The following is a 19,164-nucleotide window of genomic DNA, read 5'->3' as shown; positions in this document are numbered from 1 at the left end:
AATGTCGAATCCGAATAATAAAAATGAGTCGACTGTTTTTGTGCTGGTACTCAACTGGAATGGCTGGCAAGATACAGTCAAGTGCATTGAGTCGCTCAAATCCCTTACATATCCCAACTACGAGATAGTGGTTCTGGACAACGCCTCTACAAACGACTCTGTGGCGCGTATTCGTGAGGTGCATCCAGATGTTACCCTCATGGAAACCGGAGCGAATCTTGGTTTCTCAGGTGGGAATAACGTTGGGATTCGCTACGCCCTTGAGAAAGGTGCAAAATACGTATGGTTACTGAATAACGATACAAAGGTCGATCCCCAAGCCCTCAGTTTCTTGGTCAAATGTGCCGAAGAGGAATCCAGAATAGGCTTGGTCGGATCTATTCTTATTTACATGGATCAGCCAGGGAGGATTCAAGCTTGGGGTGGGGGGAAAGTCAGTTTGTATTCTGGTCGCCCATGGCTCCTTACGTCCCCAGGTCAACCAGATTATATAAGCGGTGCAAGTATGCTCATACGTCGTGAGGTACTGGAAACGGTGGGTTTGCTTGATGAGAATTATTTTATGTATTGGGATGATGTCGACTATAGCTTTCGGGTTCGTAAAGCTGGCTGGGCTTTGGCAGTGGCTTCCGATTCAATTGTTTATCACAAAGACTCAGCAAGCACCGGCCAGAAAAGTGCGCGAATGGATGTATTTTTCAACTCTACGGCAGTTAGATTCTTTAGTAGACATGCTCGTTTTCCAATGTTACCCATTACGGTGGGTACCGTAGGCAGACTATTAAAGCGGATGCTAAAGGGAGATTGGAACCGAGTGAGGGCTACTCTAAAGGGGTATCAGATTGGTAAAGCGAAACTAAGGGGAGCTGTAATTGAGGAAAAGTGGCCTTGACCTACGTCGATTCCATATCTTGAGCTTCACTTGCGTTCAGGTATCATGGCGATAAGAAGATAAATACTAATAGGTTACTACGATTCGTTCATTTATATACATGACCACTATTTTCGTAACAACTGCAAAACGATTTGATATAAGGTTAGATAACCTAACCTTTGGCTTGTGGCTAGTTTGTATCTTTTCGCTATTTATCCCCATTCAGTTCTACGTTCCTCTTTTCACACTCTTCATTTTTTCTGTGGCGATGTTGGCTATTTTGCGCGCACATTTTGCCTTGGTTCGGCCCCCTATCGTATCTCTGCTGCTGGTCGGGTTCACTTACATCATGTGGGCCAGCGTAAGTTTTATTTTGAACAGAGATTTTTCAGTCCACGAACAATACATTAAGCTAGTTCTCAACAGCTCTTTCCTACTAGCCTCGGTCGTTTTTTTTGAGATGCATCGGCATCGCCTAAGCTCTATGTTTTCCTCGCTTAAGCGTCTATTGACCTTGCTCATTGTGTTGAGCGCAGCTCAGGTCGCTCTTAACGTGGTGTTGCTTAATGCCTGGTTGTGGCCGTTCAGTGGGCAGGTATCCAACTCGTCCGCCGCATATCTGATTGTTACTCCGGGGGTATTCTTTGGAGGGGCGGAAAAAAACATCTGGGCTACCAAAATTGCCCTTGTAGTTTGCTTGTATATTGGCATTCTTTGGGTCAAGCGAAACACAAGCTGGACGTCTTGGATCGTCATAGGATTGGGCTTGTTTAGCGTCTTGTATACCTTTAGTCGAACAGCCCAGCTGACAACATTTGTTGGACTTGCCTTGTTTATTTTTTTGATAGTTCTGAGCTCCAGACAAAGACTGGCACGCTATGCCTTACTGGGAGCGATCTTGCTGTTGATTCCATTTATTCTCCAGTGGTTGGCTGGCCTGCTGCGGTTCGACTGGTCGCTGTTCGATCTTTCGCAAGGTACCCAGGACGACGGCTTTCGGGGCCGCCTGTTTTTATGGACGTCTTTTTTGAACAACCTGAGCAACTTCAACTTTCTGTGGGGTAACGGCATTCAGTACGGTCGATACTATTTTTCTGAGGTCTCATCTGAAATCGCTTTTTTGGGAAACGACAATTTCCACAATGCCTTTCTGAACCATCTTGTAGACTCCGGTGTGGTTGGACTGGTACTATATGCGTTGCTATTCGTCATTATATTTGCTCGTCCAAAAGCCTTGTCTACCAGACTTCTACTTTTGCTTCCTTTACTGGCTTGTATCAGCCTTCAATATGTAGGCTATGACAACGACATCATGGCGTACTTAGCGGCTGCATGGCTAATACTTCAAGTGCCAGCAGTGTCTGAGGAAACCAGGAATCGCCTTGACAACCCAAAGCGGCGACAGAGCCCTATTATAGGTACATAGACTTGTTATGCAGAACAGACCACACAAGCCCCTCATCTCCCTTATTGTTGCCACACTTGGGCGTGAAGAAGAGCTGAATACTTTCTTGAAGTCCCTTACCAGGCAGACCTTCGATCTTTCGGCAGTTCAGGTGATTGTGGTAGATCAGAATAAGGAAATAGACCTAAAACCTATTTTAAATCAGTACCAAAACAGGCTTCATATCGTGCACATCCCTAGCTCCAAAACGGGCCTCTCTCTCAATAGAAACATAGGGCTTAGGGTGGCTGAGGGGCAGGTGGTAGCTTTCCCAGATGATGACTGCACGTATTACCCGGACACCCTCGAAAAAGTATGGGCTGCTTTCCAGAGAAACCCGACTGTCAATCTGGTTTTGGGTCGTGTGGTGGATCGCAAGTCAGGAAAGTCCATGCTTCGCAACTGGCCCTCGAAAGTCAAGAAAATTACCAAATCGAATTTTTTGACTCACTACAGTTCCATTACGATTTTCGCCAGACAGAGCCCTCTGTTTGACGAGCGTATAGGGGTGGGAACCTATTTTGGCTCCTACGAAGATGCCGACTTTGTTTATAGGGTTTTGTTGCGAGATGGGGCCGCACTGTACGATCCGAGCGTAGAAGTTTGGCACGAGGATCAGAACATCCATGTCTTTGACGAGAACAAGTTACAGCAATATGGTTTGGGGTTTGGGGCTTTGGTCCGTAAACACCTTTCGCCCGTCATGTTGTATTGGTTTTTGGGTGTACTGCTTTACCACGCTTTTGGCCTTGCCAAATCGCTTCTTCGAACTGACCGCAGGGAATTTCGCAAACGCCGGCTTTCGATTGTTTCTAGAATCCGGGGCTTTGTGCTTTTCCCAAGAGTTCCCACGAGATGATTTATGAGCAGCGTCGGTTTGGTAGTTCCTACGCTAAATGCTGGCTCAGATTTTATTAAGTGGCTTAAGGCATACGCCTCTCAGACCTTTAAACCCCAGTACACCCTGGTCATAGATTCGACTTCCGTGGACGATACCGCTCATTTGGCAGCCGAAGCTGGCTTTAAGGTAATACCAATTGAACCCCACACATTTGACCACGGCGGTACACGCCAACTTGCGGCAGACCTGCTGCCCGAGGCAGAGCTGCTAATCTACATGACCCAGGATGCTGTTCTGGCGAGACCGGATGCACTGGAACGCCTGGTACAAGCCTTTGAAGACCCAGGGGTTGGAGTGGCCTACGGGCGGCAACTGCCCCACCCAGGTGCAGGCCCAATTGGAGCTCACGCTCGGTTGTTCAACTATCCCGCACATTCGGAGGTTCGCAGTCAACAAGATATTGCCTCTAAGGGGCTCAAAGCTGCCTTCAACTCCGATTCCTTTGCTTGCTATCGCCGAAGGGCGCTCGAGCAGGTGGGGGGGTTCCCGCGCGACATCATCTTCGGGGAAGATTCTTATGTAGCAGCTAAAATGCTGCTCTCGGGGTGGAAAGTAGCCTACGTTGCCGAGGCACAGGTCTACCATTCGCACGACTATTCCCTCAGGCAAGAGTTCGAACGCTACTTCGACATCGGGGTTTTTCATGCTCGAGAACGTGCGCTACTGGCGGCATTCGGTAGGGCAGAAGGGGAGGGTCTGCGGTTTTTGCGCTCCGAGATGGCCTACTTGCTGCAGAATGCACCGCAAAAGATACCCTCGGCCTTGCTGCGGACAGTTCTGAAATATGGGGCGTACCGCCTGGGCCGCTCAGAAGCCTATTTGCCTGGCTGGCTGAAGCGGCATTTGGCGATGAACAAGAAATACTTTGCCCGTAGGAACTAAGTAACATCGCAGAGCGTAGTAAGCTTGTGAAGCATATGCAACTGCTGAGCCACGAAGCCCAACTCGGCCTATCAGCTCCCTTGGCCTCACCCCGCCGCACGGCGCTGGTTCTGTTGCTCACAGATGTGCTGACAGTGGTGGCCTCTTTGCTGCTGGCGGTGTGGCTGCGCTACCTGTGGGATCGTTCGTTGCTTTGGGAGGTCTACCTGGACTTGTGGCCTGCGTTGTTCCTGTTTCCGATAGCCTATGGGCTGGCAGGGCTGTATGGGGTGGGAATTGCCCCGCCCGAAGAGCTGCGTCGGTTGAGTTATGCAACCAGCCTGGTGTTTGTTGTGCTGGGTGGGGCTACCTTCATGTATAAGGCCGGGGCCGACTACTCGCGGGGTGCGTTTGTATTTGCTTGGGTTTTGATGATGCTATTCGCGCCGTTGGCGCGGGCTTTGGTACGGGAGTGGTGGGTGCGAAAGCCCTGGTGGGGTGTTCCGGTAGTGGTGCTGGGAGCGGGTCAGACCGGGCGGGGTGTGATACGCGCCCTAAACAAGCAGCCGGGTTTGGGTCTAAAACCAGTGGGGCTGCTCGACGACGACCCCGCCAAGCAAGGGGAGGATATAGAGGGCGTTCGTGTGCTGGGAGGACTGGATCGGGCGGGTGAACTGGCCCGTCAAGGGGTGAAATATGCCATTGTTGCCATGCCAGGGGTTCCCAGAAACCAGTTGCTGGAGCTCCTCGAGCGCCACGGGACGGTGTTCCCCCATCTTCTTTTGGTACCAGATCTATTCGGTCTGTCGAGTCTGTGGGTCTCGGCACGGGATCTTGGCGGTGTGCTGGGCCTCGAGGTTCGGCAGCGACTTCTCCAGCCAGGGCCGCAGTGGATTAAGCGTGCTATGGACATTGCTTTTTGCTTGCTGTTAGCCCCCTTTTTATTTGTGTCCGTGGGAATACTGGGTCTGCTGGTGCGCCTGGACTCTGCTGGGCCGATTTTTTACGGACACAAGCGTCTGGGCTTCCAGGGTAGAGAGTTTCTTGCTTGGAAGTTCCGTTCGATGGTGCCGGACGCAGACCGCAAGTTGGAGGAGTACCTGAGGCAGCACCCTGAACTTATGCAGGAGTGGATCCGTGATCAGAAGCTAAAGAACGACCCTCGTATCACCCGTGTAGGTAGTTTTCTCCGCAAGACCAGCCTGGATGAGCTGCCCCAGCTTTGGAACGTGCTCAGAGGAGAGATGAGTCTTGTAGGGCCCCGGCCTATCGTCGAGGAGGAAGTGCGCCGCTACGGCCCTCTCTTTGCTCTGTACACCAAAGTCCGCCCAGGCCTGACCGGATTGTGGCAGGTTTCCGGGCGCAACGATACCACTTACGCTGAGCGAGTGGCTATGGATGCCTACTACGTGCGAAACTGGTCACCCTGGTTAGACCTCTACATCCTGGCCCGTACGGTCTGGGTGGTGTTGTATGCCAAGGGGGCCTACTAGCCTTGAAATGGATCTGGGCTTTACCTTTTGTGTTATTGCCCCTGCAACCGGCTTGGTTCATGGCTGTGGCGGCCCTGGTTGGGCTTTGGGGTGTAATGCGAGGTTTGCGACCTTTGGCGGGCTGGTTTGGACTCGCAGCGCTGCTAGGGATGGGAGGACAGTTCCTAACCCCCACAAGCCTGTATACCGTCCCGGCCTTGCCGGAGTACATACAGCAAACAGAATCAGAGCCCCAGGCATCCAACCTGATCAGACCATTCGATCTGAACGCTTTGCATGGTTGGAACCATAGCGATGAAAGAGGGGGTTGGGCCGTCCCCCTGGGGGATGGGTTCTGGCGACTGCCGCGTTACAACCCAGAGTCCGGGCGTGAGCAATCGGAGTTCTTGACTGATCACTGGTATCCCGTGGAGCCTGGGCAGACCTACACTCAGAGTTTCTACCTCCGCCACGATGGTCAGCAGGCTCGCCTGCAAATCACTTTTTTCACTAATCGAGGTCAACATAATCCCGTACCCACTTATGTGGAGTCTGTAGGAACCGGGGTATACCGTGTCTGGGGCAGCTATACCGCAAAAGAGGGAGATAGCTCGGTACGGGCCATCGATTTGTTGAACCAGGGGGGAGACTTTACTTACCTCGAGATTGGCTGGGCGCAGCTCGAGGCAGGCACTGAGCCCGGCTCTTATCGGCCCGGCCATACCGGGGAGCAATCCTCTCTTCAGAGGGCCTGGGCGTGGGGCAGCCAGATGCTCTTGGGTTGGTTGGTGCTGGTGGGGGGGTGGTTCTGGCGCAGATATGTGGATGTCCGCTGGGTGGTGGGGTTTGTGCTACTGGGACTGACATTGCATCTGGGTTACGCGCTTTGGCAGCTTCAGGATCACAACCTGGGACGTGCCTGGGGACTCACACCGCAGCCGAATCTGCTAGGCCACACGGCGGTGATGATGGGGGGACTGTTGCAGTTGCTGGGCGGATGGCGGATTGGCTTACTGGGTTTGCTGGGGGCTGGCCTTGGGGTTGCAGTCTCGGGAAGTCGGACGGCCTTTCTGGCATTGCTGGCACTGGGTCTTTTCTGGGTTTGGAGTTTGCCTAGGGGACGGCGATGGGTGCTCCTGACGCTGGGAGTTTCGATGCTGGTATTTTGGCGCTGGCCCGAGGTGCTGGGCCGGTTGGGTCAGCTTGGTCTGGACTCCAGCGGACAGTCTCGTTTGCAGTTCTGGCAGGTGGCCTGGGAGGCTTTTTTGCAACACCCAGTGTGGGGTATAGGATGGAGCCATTTTCCTCTTTTCTTTCTGCAAAATCCGCCACCGGACTTCATCGAGCTTCCGACCCATGCCCACAACCTGGTATTGTCGTTGCTTGCCGAGGGAGGGATTACCTTGCTGGTGGCCTTTTTGCTTCTGAATGTGGGGGTGCTCTACCGATTGGTAGCAGGTCGAAGCTGGCCGGTAGTAGCCTTATGGGTTTTAGCCTTGGGGCTAAATATTCTCGACTATAGCTATTTTTATGCGGGGGTGTTTGGCACGCTGTGGATTGCAGTAGGTTGGGCACTGGGGCATGTACAATACCGATGTGAGTGAAGCAACTTCTTCTTCTGACGAGATTTCCCTGCGCGACCTGTACCTGATCCTCAAGCGCCGCAGCCGGCTTATCGTCGGTGTGACCTTGGGGCTGGCCTTGCTTACCCTGGCCTTTAGCCTGCTCTGGCCTAAAACCTACACCAGTCAGGTGGTAGTGAGCCTGAGTCTGGCCAACCAGTCCAACCAGGGCCTGCTAAACAACCTGCCTTCCCTTCCGGGGCTGGCCCAGGGGTTTGTGGACTTGCAGCAGACCAAGCTGCTAGCCAACCAGCTTGGCGTGGATGACCCCACGCGCTTCTATAAGGCCCGCTTCGACGAGAAGCGGGGATTACTTTTCCTCACCGCAGAAGGGGGCACTGCTGCTGAGGCCAACGAGCGTGCCGAGCGGATTCTCGAGGTGGCGCGAAAGTATCTCGAGCGCAACCTGCTCGAGGGCGCCCAGGCCAACCTGCGGGCGGCCCTGGCCCAGACCCGGCTCGACCTCCAGGCCGCCCAGGACGCGCTCAAGAGCATCCAGGCCCAGCTCGCCCAGGCGCCAGACAAGGTGGTCTCCAACCCCACCGTGGCCGCGGCCCTCGAGGCCCGGGGTAACGACCCCCAGACCGCCCGGGCGACCAACCCCGCCTACACCAGCCTGAGCCTCGATGAGTCGCGGTTGCGTTCGCAGATTGCCCAGCTCGAGGCCCGCATCAACACTCTCAACGACTTATTGATGCAGCCCCAATCAACCAGCCAACTGGTGAATCAGACTTTGTTGGTGCAGGTTCTGGTGCCCCCGGCTGAGCCGTTGCGCCCCAGTTTCCCCAGGCCAGCGCTCTTTACCGTCGTTGCTGGTGTGCTGGGGCTTCTGATGGGCGTGTTGTGGGCCTTCATCGCCGAGGCCGTCCGGTCGCCCGATTCTGAAGGTGGTTCGCCCTGATCTCTACCGAGCCGGCGACCGGGGGGCTGGGTCGAAAAAAAGCCTGCGGTTCTCGGGCCAGAGCAGCCAGATGAGCCCGAGCAACGGCTGGATGAGGGGCAGGAAGCCGTAGTCGATGCCAAAGTCGTGCCAGACGGTGCGGCCTATCACCTCTGGCATGAGCAGGCTTAGGGTGCCCACCAGCAAAACCCCTGCCATCTCGAAGCTCAGGGCACCGACTGAAACCCACCAGGCCCAGGGTTTTCGTATAACAAAAGCAACGGTGGCTACCAGATAGACCGTCGCCGCGATGGCTGAGAGGATAGGGGGTAGGTAGTCGGTCACACCGGGCTTGAAGAATAGCTGGTAGATTGAGCGAGCTCCAGCGGAAAGCGCCAGCAAAGGGTAGGAAACTGCCAGGATCTGGCCGATGGCCCGAATTACAGGGGGTGTGAAGAACCTACGCATTGCTCCAGTTTACCTTGAGCACCAGGGCATGCGCTGGAGAACGGGCTTGTTGAGAATGAATACCATTTCTAACTACATAAATCCGACTGGAATACTTGACATTTTGCCCGCTCGTTCATAGACTCACCCTCGAGCCGAAGACGGCTTAAATAACTGCAGGAGGAGTACAGTGCGTAAAAAAGCTGTTCTTGTAACCGCCCTTCTAACCTTGCTAGGTTTGGCGCAGGCTCAGCAGCAAAGCCTTACTGTTTACACGGGCCGTGGACAGGGGTTGGTGGAGCCGTTGGTAAAACAGTTCGAAGCCGAGACCGGTATTAAGGTCAATGTGCGCTATGGGCGCGATGCCGAGATTCTGGCTGCGCTACAGGAAGAGGGCAGCCGCAGTCCGGCCGATATTTTCTGGGCCAACACGGCGGGTGCGCTGGGCGTGGCTTCTGAGCGAGGGTTGCTGGTGCGCCTGGGTGATACCATCACGCGCACGCCGGCCTATTTTGTGCCGGCCAGCCGCCTGTGGGTGCCTCTGACCGTTCGTTTGCGGGTGCTGGCCTATGAACCCAGCCGGGTCAAGCCCGAAGACCTGCCCAAAAGCATTATGGATCTGCCTAAGCTGACCCAGTACAAAGGGCGCATTGGCTGGACGCCGACCTACAGCAGCTTCCAGGACATGATTGCGGCTATGGTGGCACAGCATGGTGAGGCCCGCACTCGGCAGTGGATAGCCGATATGAAGGCCCTCGAGCCCAAAGCCTACGCCTCCAACCCAGCCATGATGGAAGCCATCCGGGCTGGTGAGATCGACCTGGGCACGACCAACCACTACTACATTCAGCGCGTCGCCCGGGCGGGGCAGCGTATTGCCACCTACTACTTTGCCGATGGGGATGTGGGCGGCCTGGCCCTGGTGACCGGGGCTGGCATTCTCAAAACCAGCAAAAACCCAGCGGCGGCCAACCGTTTCTTGCTGTGGTTGCTTTCGCCCAAGGGTCAGCAGTTCTTTGCTAGCGAGATCATCGAGTATCCGGTGACCCAGGGGGTTGTGCTCAGCTCGAGCCTGCTGCCCATCAACCAGGCAGTGGCCAAGAGCCCCAAAGTGGATTTTGAGAAGCTCCCCCTCGATACTGCGCTCAGGCTGCTGCGTGAGGCCGGTTTGCTCTAAAGCCTCCTAGCTCTCAAACCGTTCAGGGGTCAGCCGATACGTCACGTGTCGGCTGATTACTTTTGAGGGTCGCGGGTACATTTATCCCCGTGGGGGTTTTGTCATACTATTTAGAGGTTATGCGATCGCCCCTTGATCCTCTGCGACCCCTCTGGCTTTCCCTTGGGTTTTTCTTTGCCGGTCTGGGTTTTGTCGGCACGGTGGTGCCTGGGATGCCCTCGACGGTTTTTTTTATTCTGGCCGCGTATTTTTTCTCTAGAAGCAGCCAGCGCTTTCTCAACTGGATACTCAACCTGCCCAAGGTAGGGCCCATCGTGCGGGACTACCGCAATGGCCTGGGGATGTCACGCCGGGCCAAGATATTTGCGCTTTGCATGTTGAGTTTTTTTGCCCTAACCAGCGCCATCTTCTTTATCCCGGTTTTCTGGGTTAAGGTGCTGGTCTTGCTGGTGGGGGTGGTGGGCTTCTGGTTTATTCATAGCCGCATTCCGACCAAGGAGATTGTGCTGGCCCGCCGCCAGCTTGAGGTTAAGTAGGTACGTCTAAAGCAAGAAGTTGTGCGACCTCCAGAACGGAGGCCGCACATCCAGGCGCGGGAAACGGGCTACTTGATTAGGGCAAATGGGCGCCCGATGACTGTGACCTGGGCAGTGGTGAGATTGAAGCGGCCACCGTTGCTGTTGACTTCTACCCGGATGGCGATTCGGAACGAGCCCGACTTGATGATGTTAAACGCCGCGCTGTTATCGGTGGCACTGAGATTAACCGAGGTGGCGATCGACTGACTTTGCCCGGCGGCGACGTTGAAGCTGTTGCTGCCCAGACCCACATCCCCGCCCGAGTTGTCGTTGAGGTTGTTGTCGCTTTCCGGAGCCAGACGGATTTCGTAGCTTCCGGTCATAGGGATGCTTCCGTTGTTGACAAGGCTGCCTTGGATGGTTAGCTGGCCGCGCTCGAGGATGTCCAGGCTAATCGGTAGGGGTACTAGCTGACCCTCGAGGTTGGGGTACACTGTCGGGTAGTAACCGCTGGGAATGTTCAGGCTGCGCTGGTTCTGTGGGATAAAGCTGAGGATATCAAACTTGAAGTTGTAGCGGGTGCTGGCGCTGCACCCGGTCAGGAGCAGAAGCAGTAGAGCGAAGGCGATTCTGGGCATGGTCTACCTCAAAAGTTAAAGCCAAGGCTCAGGGCGATGCCGAAGACGGTGTGGCCTACGATGGGGGCGCGGTGGGTGGTCAGGGCGGTGTCCAGGCTGAACCCGGGGGCCACAAAGCCAGCGCCCAGTCCAAAGCGGAAGCCATTGTCGAAGCCCAGTCCAGCGCGGAAGCGGGCCGGGCCCAGGCTGTACTCGCCGCCGATACGGCCGAACAGACTACCCTCGTAGCCCAGGTCTCCTCCTACCAGCAGCGTACCGGTCTCGAGGGGTACCTGGGTGGCCGCGTTCAGGTAGAAGGCCGGCACGAAGCCGAAGCTGCTGCGTTCACTGGGGGTTGAGGTGGGGCTTGCGGATGAGCCGTTCCACTGCAATTCGGTGCCGCTCCAGCGGGCAAAGCCCAGTGCGTTGCGGATGCCCAGCCCCACCGTGGTGCCCTGGGCTTCCATCACCACACCCAGATCGGCCCGGGCTCCAAAGCCGTTGCCGTTGCCGGGGATGGTGTAAAAGGCGGTGCCCCTGTACACCGGTGGCTGGTTGGGGTCAATCTGTCCCTGGGCGTCGGTTTGCACCCCAATGCTAAAGTTGCCCTCGAGGTAGGTCAGCCCATAAAAAGCCTCACCCCGCGCCCCCACATACACCTTGGTGAGACCCACCTCGGGGATGGGTAGATCGGGTAGCTGGGAGGCATAGCCAAACCCCAGGCTGAGGCCGGCCTGGGCGCTGGCATTGGTAATCACGGCATACTCGGTGTTGGGCTGAAGCTGGCTGCCTTGCAAGGCCTGCCGCAGGCTGGCGTTGGGCGAGAGACTCAGGCCGAAGCCCCCGGCATACGCGCCGAAATCCAGGTAGAGGTTGTTCTCCAGGGCCAGCGGCACCCGAAAAAGCGGGGCCGGCGTGAGGGCTTTGGTGCTGCTGATGGAGGTTTGGCTTCCCAGCCCCAGGTCGTGCAGGATGCGGTTGCCCTGGTAATCGGTGACCTGGATGCCGTTGGCCGCTACATTGATCTGGATTTCGGGATAACCGGTATCGGGGTTGATAAAGGTCCTCGAGGAGGCGGGGTTGATCAGAAACTCGTTCAGATGGGTGAGCTGATCGTAAAAAGTCAGCAGGTCAAAGGGGCTGTTCTCGTTGGTAAGGTTGGAAAGGCCCGAGAGGGCAGGCAGCGGGCTGCTTTCGGGCCGCAACAACAGGCCCAGAAGTCCCACTGGTAACCGGAAGCCCTGATCGCTGCCATACCGCCCGGCGGGATAGGCGGCGTAGGCAGGGTTGAGGTACGCGGCCTCGGGGCCGGGCAAGACCAGGCCGGCCATACCCAGGCTGCGCACGCCTTGCGACCAGGAAAAACCGCACATCAAGATAAAGACCATGACGCCGACTAGACGATTCATAGCAGAAGTCATTGTAGAGCGCGTGGGCTTTCAGTCTGGTTCATATTTGCACCCTAGCTAACCGGCTGGCCTGGGGCCAGCGGCTGATAGAAGCAGTGTGTAAGGGCAATAGCCAGGGCATCGGCCAGGTGGGTGGGTTTGGGCAAGCTCTTTAGGCCCAGCAGGGCTCGTACCATGTAGGCCACCTGGTGCTTGTCGGCCTGGCCAGTTCCCACCAGGGCTTGTTTGACCTTGGGGGGGCCATAGCCATAGACCGGAATTTCGAGCTGATCGGCCACCAAAAACACCGCTCCCATGGCCCAGCCCACCTTGTAGGCCAGCTCATTTTGCCGGTAAAAGAACTGCTCTTCTACCGCAATGGCCTGGGGGCGGTAGGTGGCAGCCACCTGGTAGACCGCCCGATAAAGCTTGCCCACCCGCTCGGGCGCTGTTTCACCGTGGGTGGTTTTGACCACCTCGGCGTGCAGCATCCGGGTTTGTTTTCCGGCCTGCTCTACCACACCGATCCCCAGGTTGGTGATGCCAGGGTCAATGCCTAAGACGATCATTGGGCGTGGAGGCTTGGGAATCGGTTTTACAGACTAGTTGCCCCGCTTGGGTGGGTAGTCGCCATCGCCATAGCGTATGAATGCAGGGATGTCGAAGTTGCTGATGTCCACATTGCTGGTGGGAAAGTCGATGAGGGGGCGCCCGCCGGGCTTGGCGACCACGGCGCTTTCGTTAAAACCCGCGGCGATCAGAATGACGCGCATCTCGTCCTGGGCCCGGTTATCGTAGGTCAGACCGTACAGCACGTCCACGTCCTCCACGCCGGTGGCTTCCCGAATCTGCTCGACCACGCTGCTGGCCTCCATCAGCGAGATATCTTCATCGCCCACCACGTTGACAAGCAGTTTACGAGCCCCCTCCACCGAGCGGTCGAGCAAAGGGCTCTGGATGGCCGACTGGGCGGCTTCCTGTACCTTGTTTTCACCCCGGCCGGCCCCGATGCCCATCAAGACCTGGCCGGCCCCGGTGAGCAGGGTGCGCACGTCGGCAAAGTCGAGGTTGATCTGGCCGGGCAGGTTGATGACGTCGGTGATACCCTTGACCCCGTGGTAGAGCACCCGGTCGGCGATCATGAAGGCATCCTTGGCCGAGACCTTTTTGTCCAGTGCACCCAGCAGGCGGTCGTTGGAGATGACCACCATGGCATCGACCTGTTCGCGCAGGCGTTTGATGCCCTCCTCGGCCGCCCGCAGGCGGCGGGGGCCCTCCCAGGAGAATGGGCGGGTCACCACCCCCACAGTAAGGGCGCCCAGGTTTTTAGCGATTTGTGCGACCACAGGGGCGCTGCCGGTACCGGTGCCACCGCCCATCCCGGCGGTAATGAAGACCATATCGGCGCCCTCGAGGTACTCGCTAATCAGCTCTTCGGCTTCCTGGGCTGCTTTTTCACCAATTTCTGGGTTGGCCCCGGCCCCCAGCCCCCTTGTGAGCTTGTCACCCAACTGGATGCGTACCTCGGCCAGACTGTTGGCCAGAACCTGTGCATCGGTGTTGGCTGCGATGAACTCAACGCCGGTAAGGCCCGATTCGATCATGCGGTTGACCGCATTGTTGCCTGCGCCGCCAAGCCCGATCACTTTAATCTGCACGTCACCCATAATCTCTCCTGGTTTATTGCACTAGATTACCGCACCAACACGAAAATAACTAAAAGAAGTTCTTGAACATCCCTTTAATGCGCTCCCAGAGGCCGCTGGCTGCGTTGCTCGCGTTCTCGCTGTTCAGCAGGGGTTTGCTGGCCTGGCCGGCCTTGCTGCGGCTGGGCCGGTGGCTGCGGACAGGGTGGGATTGAGCGGCCAGGCTGGCGGCGTGGCGCACCAGGCCCACGGCGGTGGCGTGGGTAGGGGAGGCCACCACGTCGGTAAGGCCCTGCACACCGATGGGCTTGCCTAGCCGCACCGGCAGGTTGAACTGCTTGCGGGCCAGCTCCTCCAGGCCGCGTACCATGCTGGTGCCGCCGGTCAGGATGACCTTGCCCACGGTGATTTCCAGGGGACCCAGGGCTTCATCCACGCTTTGACGGGCCAGGTGCAGAATTTCCCGCAGGCGGGGCCGGATGATGCGGGCCAGGTCGGGGGCCTGGTAAGAGATCTGGGCGGTGCCCTCTTGGCTCACCTCGAGCACCAGCTCGGGATCGGCGAGCTCAGGCAGGGCGGCGCCGTATTTTTTAGCCACCCGCTCGGCTTCCTCCACCGGGATTTGCAGCAGCTTGGCGATATCCTGTGAGACATGGTCGCCCCCCAGCGGAATGACGGCCGAGTGGGCCAGCCGGCCCTGGCGGAAGACCGCCACATCGGTGGTGCCGCCGCCGATATCCACCAGCATGATGGTCATGGAGAGCTCCTCGGGCGAGAGCACCGCCAGCCCCGAGGCGTAGGCCTGCAAGACCATGCCCTGGAGATCGAGGCCGGCGTCCTCGACGGCCCTGCGCAGGTTGGTGAGCGGGCCTTTGCTACCGGCTACCAGGTGAACGTCGACCTCCAGCCGCACCCCAGCCATGCCGATGGGATCGCGGATGCCCTCCTGGCCGTCCACCCGGAACTCCAGTGGAAGGGCGTGGATTAGCTCGAAATCACCCTCGAAGGGGTAGGCCTTGGCCTGTTCGATGGCCCGCTCTACGTCGGTGGCGGTGATCTGCTGGCCCCGCCGGATGGCGGCCAGGCCATGGCTGGTTACGCTGCGCACGTGGGCCCCGGCCACCCCCACCCAGACCTGTTCGGCCTTGACCCCGGCCACCCGTTCGGCCTGGAAGATGGCCTGGCGGATGGACTCGGTGGTGCGCTCGAGGTTGGTTACCACGCCGCGGCGGAGCCCATGGGAGGGCACCGTGCCCTCCCCGATAATGTCGAGGATGCCATCCGCGGACAGTTCACCGATGACTGCTGTTACTTTGGTGGTTCCAACGTCTAGGCCTACGAGAATCATCGGCGAGCACTCACCCCCCAAGAATACACATATATACGGCCGTTTGACCACGCGGCGGGGTGCGCAAGAACCGCGCTTGCGTCACTTTTGCCTATTCTGCTGAGTTTAGCCCAATCTTGCAACTCTTTGACGTTCTTACCCCAAACATTAAGCCCATCGGCCAAGATCTGATAACCGCCCACATCGTAGCGGATGTGCTTTGCGTTGGGGAACGCCTGTACCAGGAGCAGCAGATCGTCAATGGGCACATCACCCCGCCCCTCAATCACCGGGGTCTGGGCCGGTGGATTGGGCAGCAGAACGCCATCTGCACTCAGGCCCATTCGGGTTTTACCGAGTAGAAGGTTGGCTATCGAGGTGCGTTCTTGTAACACGATGCGTATTTGCCCGGGCGCGGGGCGCTCGAGGGTGGCCGAACGCACCCAGGGGTTGTCCAGCAGGGGCTTTAGCCTGTAAGGCCAGGCCCACAGCCACGGCGCACCGGGCTCGAGGCCGGTGATCTGCTGAACCTGGGTGGGGGAGAGCTGTCGGTGGCCGACCACCTCGACCCGTTCGATGGGCAGCACCACCAGCGAACCCACCCCCAGGGAGGCCAGCAGCAGGGTTAGAAGCCCGGCCCGGATCACGCCAACCTCCCTTCTGGAAACATACCTGTCCTCATCGGCTCACCTCTGTCTCAGCAGGTGCGATCTCACCCCAGATTTCCCACTCCACCTCGAGGGGCAGGACGGCCTGTACTTTGCGGATCAGGGCGTACATCTCGGCGGCGGTGGCCCCACCCAGGTTGACCAGGAAGTTGCCGTGCTCGAGGCTGATCATGGCCCGGCCTATGGTGGTGCCTTTGAGGCCGTTTGCATCAATCAAGCGGCCCGCCGAGTCGCCGGGGGGGTTTTTGAAGGCGCAGCCCGCGCTCTTCTTTTTGGGCTGGCCCTTGCGGGCGGCGTCCACCAGGGCGATTTTGGCCCGTACGGCCTCTTCGGTGGAAGGGGTCAGGCGCAGCTTGACGCGGGTGACGATGCTGCCTTCGGGGAGCTCGGAATGCCGGTAGCGGAAGCCCAGCTCCGAAGGGCGGTACACATGCAGGCCGCCATCGTGGTACAGCTCGACAAGCTCGAGGGCGTCGGCCATCTCGCCGAAGCGGGTACCGGCGTTCATCTTGACCGCGCCGCCCACCTGGGCCGGCACCCCGTGCAGGCCCTCGAGGCCGCTCAGACCCAGCCGGGCCGCGGCCTGCAAGAGGCTGGGCACCAGGACGCCCGCCCCCACCCAGCCCGAGAGGTCGGGGCGCCATTCGGCGAACTCCCCCGAGAGCCGGATGACCCGTTCTGGAACACCCGCGTCCGAGACCAGCAGGTTGGAGCCGTTGCCCAGCACCCGGTAGGGGGCCTGGGTGGCCGTTTTGAGATCACGCAGCGTCTCTACCGTCCAGACCTCAGCCTCCCCCCCCACCCCGATGGTGGTGAGCTTGGCGAGTGGCAGGCGCGCAATTTTCATAATTCCTACCTCAGATTGGTGGCCTTTCCCAAACCCCTCACACGGCCTCCTTTTCGGTCACCAGCAGCCGCCCCAGCCTGAAGACGTTGCCGGCCCCGATGGTCAGAATCAGCTCACCCGGTGCGGCGCTCTGGCGCAGGTAGTCGAGGGCGCTTTCCCAGCTCTGATAGGAAGCCCGGCGGCCCTTGGCGCGGAGGTGCTCGAGTATGCGCTGGGCAATCTGGGCGCTGGTGAGCTGGAGGGGGGCTTCCCCGGCGGCGTAGACATCGAGGAGCAGGGTCTCGTCGGCTTGCTCGAGGGCCTGGGCGTACAGGGGCCATTCCTGCTCACTGCGGCCATAGCGGTGGGGTTGGAAGACCGCCCGCACCCGCAGGCCGGTGTTGCGGGCGGCTTTGAGCAGGGCGAACAGTTTGGTGGCGTTGTGGGCGTAGTCGTCCACGATCAGGGCCCCGTTGAGTTCGCCAATCTTCTCAAAACGACGGCTGGCCCCGGTGTACTGGTAGAGGCCCTGCTGGATGGCCTCGAAGGGTATCCCGGCCACCAGGGCTGCGGTGGAGGCGGCCAGGGCGTTGGTGATGTTGTGTTCGCCGGGGACTTGCAGGTGCACCGGGCCCAGCACCTGACCCTGCCAGACCAGCTCGAAGCGGCTGCCGAAGGGCTCGAGGGCAATTTCTTTAGCGTGGCAGTCGCCTGTCAAAAGCCCGAAGCTGCTGCGGGGGCGGCCCTGGGTGAGCGCGTCCAGCAACTGCCAGCGGGGCTCGCCGTTGTAGATGACGTGCTTGGCCCGACCAGCGAAGGAACCCACGGCCTTCTGCAGGGCCTCGAAGGAGGTGTGGTAGTTGGGGCGGGCCTGCCCATCGGGCGAGACATGGTCGGCCTCGAGGTTCGTCAGCACCGCCACGTCCAGCTCCAAAAAACGGAACAAGGGGTCGGACTCGTCCACCTCGGCAATCCGATACCGGCCCGAGCCCACCTTGGCGCTGCCACCGATCAGGCCCAGCTCGGCCCCCAGCAGCACGGTGGGGTCGGTCTGAGCGGCGATAAAAATGCTAGCCAGCATCGAGGTGGTGGTGGTTTTGCCGTGCGAGCCGGTGACGCCCAGGCTGAAGCCACCGCGCAAAATCTCGGCTACCACCTGGATCCGCCGCCAGACCGGGATGCCCAGGGTGTGGGCGGTGACCAGCTCGGGCTCGCTGTCCTTGATGGCGGTGGAGGCCACCAGCACGTCCACGGCGTGCAGGTGTTCGGGGCTGTGGCCCTGGTAGACCCGGATGCCCTCGCGCTCGAGCTGCCGGGTCAGGTCGGAGGGCTGGCTGTCGCAGCCGCTCACCAGATGCCCGTCCTTGCGCAGGATGCGGGCCAGCCCGCTCATGCTTATTCCCCCAATGCCCATCAGGTGATAATGCTTCACGCTACCTCCAAGACAATCCGGGCCAGCCGTTCGGCGGCTCCGGCTGGCGACAACCCCTTGAGTCTATCGCGGATGTGGGCCCGCGTGGAGGGGTCGAGCAAAGCATTAAGCTCGGCCTCGAACTGATCCCAGGAGTGAAGCAGCCGGGCCGCGCCCCGCTCGGCATAAAAGCCCAGGTTGGCCCATTGCGCCCCCCCGTCCAGGTGGCGTGGCAGCGGTACGCCCAGCACCGGTACCTGGTGGAAGGCCGCTTCCGATAAGGTGCCAGCCCCCCCGCGGGTGATGGCAAAATCGGCGGCGCTCCAGGCCAGCGCGCTATCCACATAGCCGCGCACAAAGTAGTGCGCCCGCTCCCGGGCCTTGAGCTCGCCCTCCCAACGCACCCCGCACTGGTGCAGAACCTGCCACGCGCCCAGGAGGGGATAGAGCCGCTGGGGCAGTTGTTCGTTGAGCTCCTTGCTGCCCTGGCTGCCGCCAAGAATCAGGATGGTGGGGCGTGTGGGATCTAGCCCCAGGGCGGCTCGAGCCTCGGCCGGGCTGTGTTTTTCCTCGCGCACCGGGTATCCCACCACCTGGCTTTTGGCGGCCAGCCGGGGCTCCAGTGGTATGGGCGTGGAGAGGGTGACCCGCCGGGCCAGCCGGGCCAGGATGCGGTTGGCCAGTCCCAGCCTGGCGTTTTGCTCGTGAATTACCATGGGAATGCCCAGCAGTGCGGCCACGAAAGCCACCGGAAAGCCCGCGTAACCGCCCATAGAGAGCACCGCCCGGGGCCGCAGCTCCCGCACCACCCGCCGGGCCTGCCAAAGGCCCCGCAGCACCTTCACCCCCTCACCCGGACGCAGCGCCTCGCGCGAGAGTTTGCCGGCCGGGATGAGCCGATACGGCAGCCTGGATTCCGGGAGCACCCGCTCCTCGAGGCCCCCCAGGGCCCCCACATAGGTCACCGGCTCGCCGGCGGCCAGCAGGGCCCGCGCCGCCGCCAGCCCCGGATAGAGATGGCCGCCGGTGCCGCCGCCGGTAACGATCACCATGCGCCTCCTCGAGTGGGTGGTACAGAGGGCTTG

The 19,164-nt window shown here is 59.2% G+C and carries 19 protein-coding genes; 9 read left to right on the top strand and 10 right to left on the bottom strand.

The features are described from left to right. The first annotated feature begins 1 nt into the window (after position 1). The 7 genes from ABWU19_RS01275 to ABWU19_RS01245 all read left to right on the top strand — a co-directional run bounded on the left by ABWU19_RS01275 (position 2) and on the right by ABWU19_RS01245 (position 8,075). Positions 2 to 892 carry a glycosyltransferase family 2 protein gene (locus ABWU19_RS01275; protein WP_435899968.1) on the top strand — a complete coding sequence of 297 codons (891 nt, stop codon included), beginning with the start codon at positions 2 to 4 and terminating at the stop codon, positions 890 to 892. A gap of 100 nt (positions 893 to 992) precedes the next feature. Continuing rightward, positions 993 to 2,300: an O-antigen ligase family protein gene (locus ABWU19_RS01270; RefSeq protein ID WP_435899967.1), complete on the top strand. Its 1,308-nt coding sequence runs from the start codon at positions 993 to 995 to the stop codon at positions 2,298 to 2,300. 7 nt (positions 2,301 to 2,307) lie between these two features. Beyond that, a complete protein-coding gene (locus ABWU19_RS01265) occupies positions 2,308 to 3,177 on the top strand; it encodes a glycosyltransferase family 2 protein (protein WP_435899966.1) in 870 nt (289 codons plus the stop codon). Positions 3,178 to 3,180: 3 nt separating this feature from the next. Continuing rightward, positions 3,181 to 4,101, top strand: a complete 921-nt coding sequence (locus ABWU19_RS01260; protein WP_435899965.1) for a glycosyltransferase family 2 protein — start codon at positions 3,181 to 3,183, stop codon at positions 4,099 to 4,101. A 35-nt stretch (positions 4,102 to 4,136) separates the two neighbouring features. Continuing rightward, a complete protein-coding gene (gene wbaP / locus ABWU19_RS01255) occupies positions 4,137 to 5,573 on the top strand; it encodes an undecaprenyl-phosphate galactose phosphotransferase WbaP (RefSeq protein WP_435899964.1) in 1,437 nt (478 codons plus the stop codon). A 59-nt stretch (positions 5,574 to 5,632) separates the two neighbouring features. After that, a complete protein-coding gene (locus ABWU19_RS01250) occupies positions 5,633 to 7,156 on the top strand; it encodes an O-antigen ligase family protein (protein WP_435899999.1) in 1,524 nt (507 codons plus the stop codon). Further along, positions 7,149 to 8,075 (top strand): Wzz/FepE/Etk N-terminal domain-containing protein, encoded by a 927-nt coding sequence (locus ABWU19_RS01245; protein WP_435899963.1) that lies wholly within the window; start codon positions 7,149 to 7,151, stop codon positions 8,073 to 8,075. Before ABWU19_RS01250 ends, ABWU19_RS01245 begins: the two co-directional genes overlap by 8 nt. A 3-nt stretch (positions 8,076 to 8,078) precedes the next feature. On the opposite strand, the gene ABWU19_RS01240 is transcribed toward ABWU19_RS01245, so the two are convergent. Continuing rightward, the gene (locus ABWU19_RS01240) at positions 8,079 to 8,522 is read right to left on the bottom strand and encodes a hypothetical protein (RefSeq protein WP_027887267.1); all 444 of its coding nucleotides are present in this window, start codon (positions 8,520 to 8,522) and stop codon (positions 8,079 to 8,081) included. A gap of 169 nt (positions 8,523 to 8,691) precedes the next feature. Between ABWU19_RS01240 and ABWU19_RS01235 the strand changes: the two genes are divergently transcribed. After that, the gene (locus ABWU19_RS01235; protein ID WP_027887268.1) at positions 8,692 to 9,678 is read left to right on the top strand and encodes an iron ABC transporter substrate-binding protein; all 987 of its coding nucleotides are present in this window, start codon (positions 8,692 to 8,694) and stop codon (positions 9,676 to 9,678) included. Positions 9,679 to 9,797: 119 nt separating this feature from the next. After that, entirely contained in the window at positions 9,798 to 10,214 is a 417-nt protein-coding gene (locus ABWU19_RS01230; RefSeq protein ID WP_435899962.1) for a YbaN family protein, read from the top strand. A 68-nt stretch (positions 10,215 to 10,282) separates the two neighbouring features. Here ABWU19_RS01230 and ABWU19_RS01225 read toward each other — a convergent pair whose 3' ends face one another. From ABWU19_RS01225 to ABWU19_RS01185, 9 genes are read right to left on the bottom strand one after another with little or no spacing between them, the layout of a single operon-like run. Then, entirely contained in the window at positions 10,283 to 10,834 is a 552-nt protein-coding gene (locus tag ABWU19_RS01225; RefSeq protein WP_435899961.1) for a hypothetical protein, read from the bottom strand. Positions 10,835 to 10,842: 8 nt separating this feature from the next. Continuing rightward, on the bottom strand, positions 10,843 to 12,222 hold the full coding sequence (locus ABWU19_RS01220) for a TetR family transcriptional regulator (protein ID WP_235438209.1): 1,380 nt from the start codon (positions 12,220 to 12,222) through the stop codon (positions 10,843 to 10,845). A 53-nt stretch (positions 12,223 to 12,275) separates the two neighbouring features. Further along, positions 12,276 to 12,770, bottom strand: coding sequence for a crossover junction endodeoxyribonuclease RuvC (ruvC, locus tag ABWU19_RS01215; RefSeq protein WP_036199815.1), 495 nt, complete (start codon positions 12,768 to 12,770; stop codon positions 12,276 to 12,278). A 33-nt stretch (positions 12,771 to 12,803) separates the two neighbouring features. After that, positions 12,804 to 13,868, bottom strand: coding sequence for a cell division protein FtsZ (gene ftsZ, locus ABWU19_RS01210; RefSeq protein ID WP_013014264.1), 1,065 nt, complete (start codon positions 13,866 to 13,868; stop codon positions 12,804 to 12,806). 49 nt (positions 13,869 to 13,917) lie between these two features. Beyond that, on the bottom strand, positions 13,918 to 15,195 hold the full coding sequence (gene ftsA, locus ABWU19_RS01205; RefSeq protein ID WP_024050308.1) for a cell division protein FtsA: 1,278 nt from the start codon (positions 15,193 to 15,195) through the stop codon (positions 13,918 to 13,920). After that, positions 15,192 to 15,821: an FtsQ-type POTRA domain-containing protein gene (locus ABWU19_RS01200; protein WP_036199817.1), complete on the bottom strand. Its 630-nt coding sequence runs from the start codon at positions 15,819 to 15,821 to the stop codon at positions 15,192 to 15,194. Before ABWU19_RS01200 ends, ftsA begins: the two co-directional genes overlap by 4 nt. Positions 15,822 to 15,852: 31 nt before the next feature. Continuing rightward, the gene (locus ABWU19_RS01195) at positions 15,853 to 16,689 is read right to left on the bottom strand and encodes a UDP-N-acetylmuramate dehydrogenase (protein ID WP_036199819.1); all 837 of its coding nucleotides are present in this window, start codon (positions 16,687 to 16,689) and stop codon (positions 15,853 to 15,855) included. 37 nt (positions 16,690 to 16,726) lie between these two features. Beyond that, positions 16,727 to 18,100 (bottom strand): UDP-N-acetylmuramate--L-alanine ligase, encoded by a 1,374-nt coding sequence (gene murC, locus ABWU19_RS01190; RefSeq protein WP_036199821.1) that lies wholly within the window; start codon positions 18,098 to 18,100, stop codon positions 16,727 to 16,729. Then, a complete protein-coding gene (locus tag ABWU19_RS01185) occupies positions 18,097 to 19,131 on the bottom strand; it encodes a UDP-N-acetylglucosamine--N-acetylmuramyl-(pentapeptide) pyrophosphoryl-undecaprenol N-acetylglucosamine transferase (protein WP_036199824.1) in 1,035 nt (344 codons plus the stop codon). Before ABWU19_RS01185 ends, murC begins: the two co-directional genes overlap by 4 nt. Positions 19,132 to 19,164 lie beyond the last annotated feature (33 nt).

This window comes from Meiothermus cerbereus, assembly GCF_051297115.1.
Classification (GTDB): Bacteria; Deinococcota; Deinococci; order Deinococcales; family Thermaceae; genus Meiothermus; species Meiothermus cerbereus_A.
This window is presented reverse-complemented; position numbering and strand designations above follow the sequence as displayed.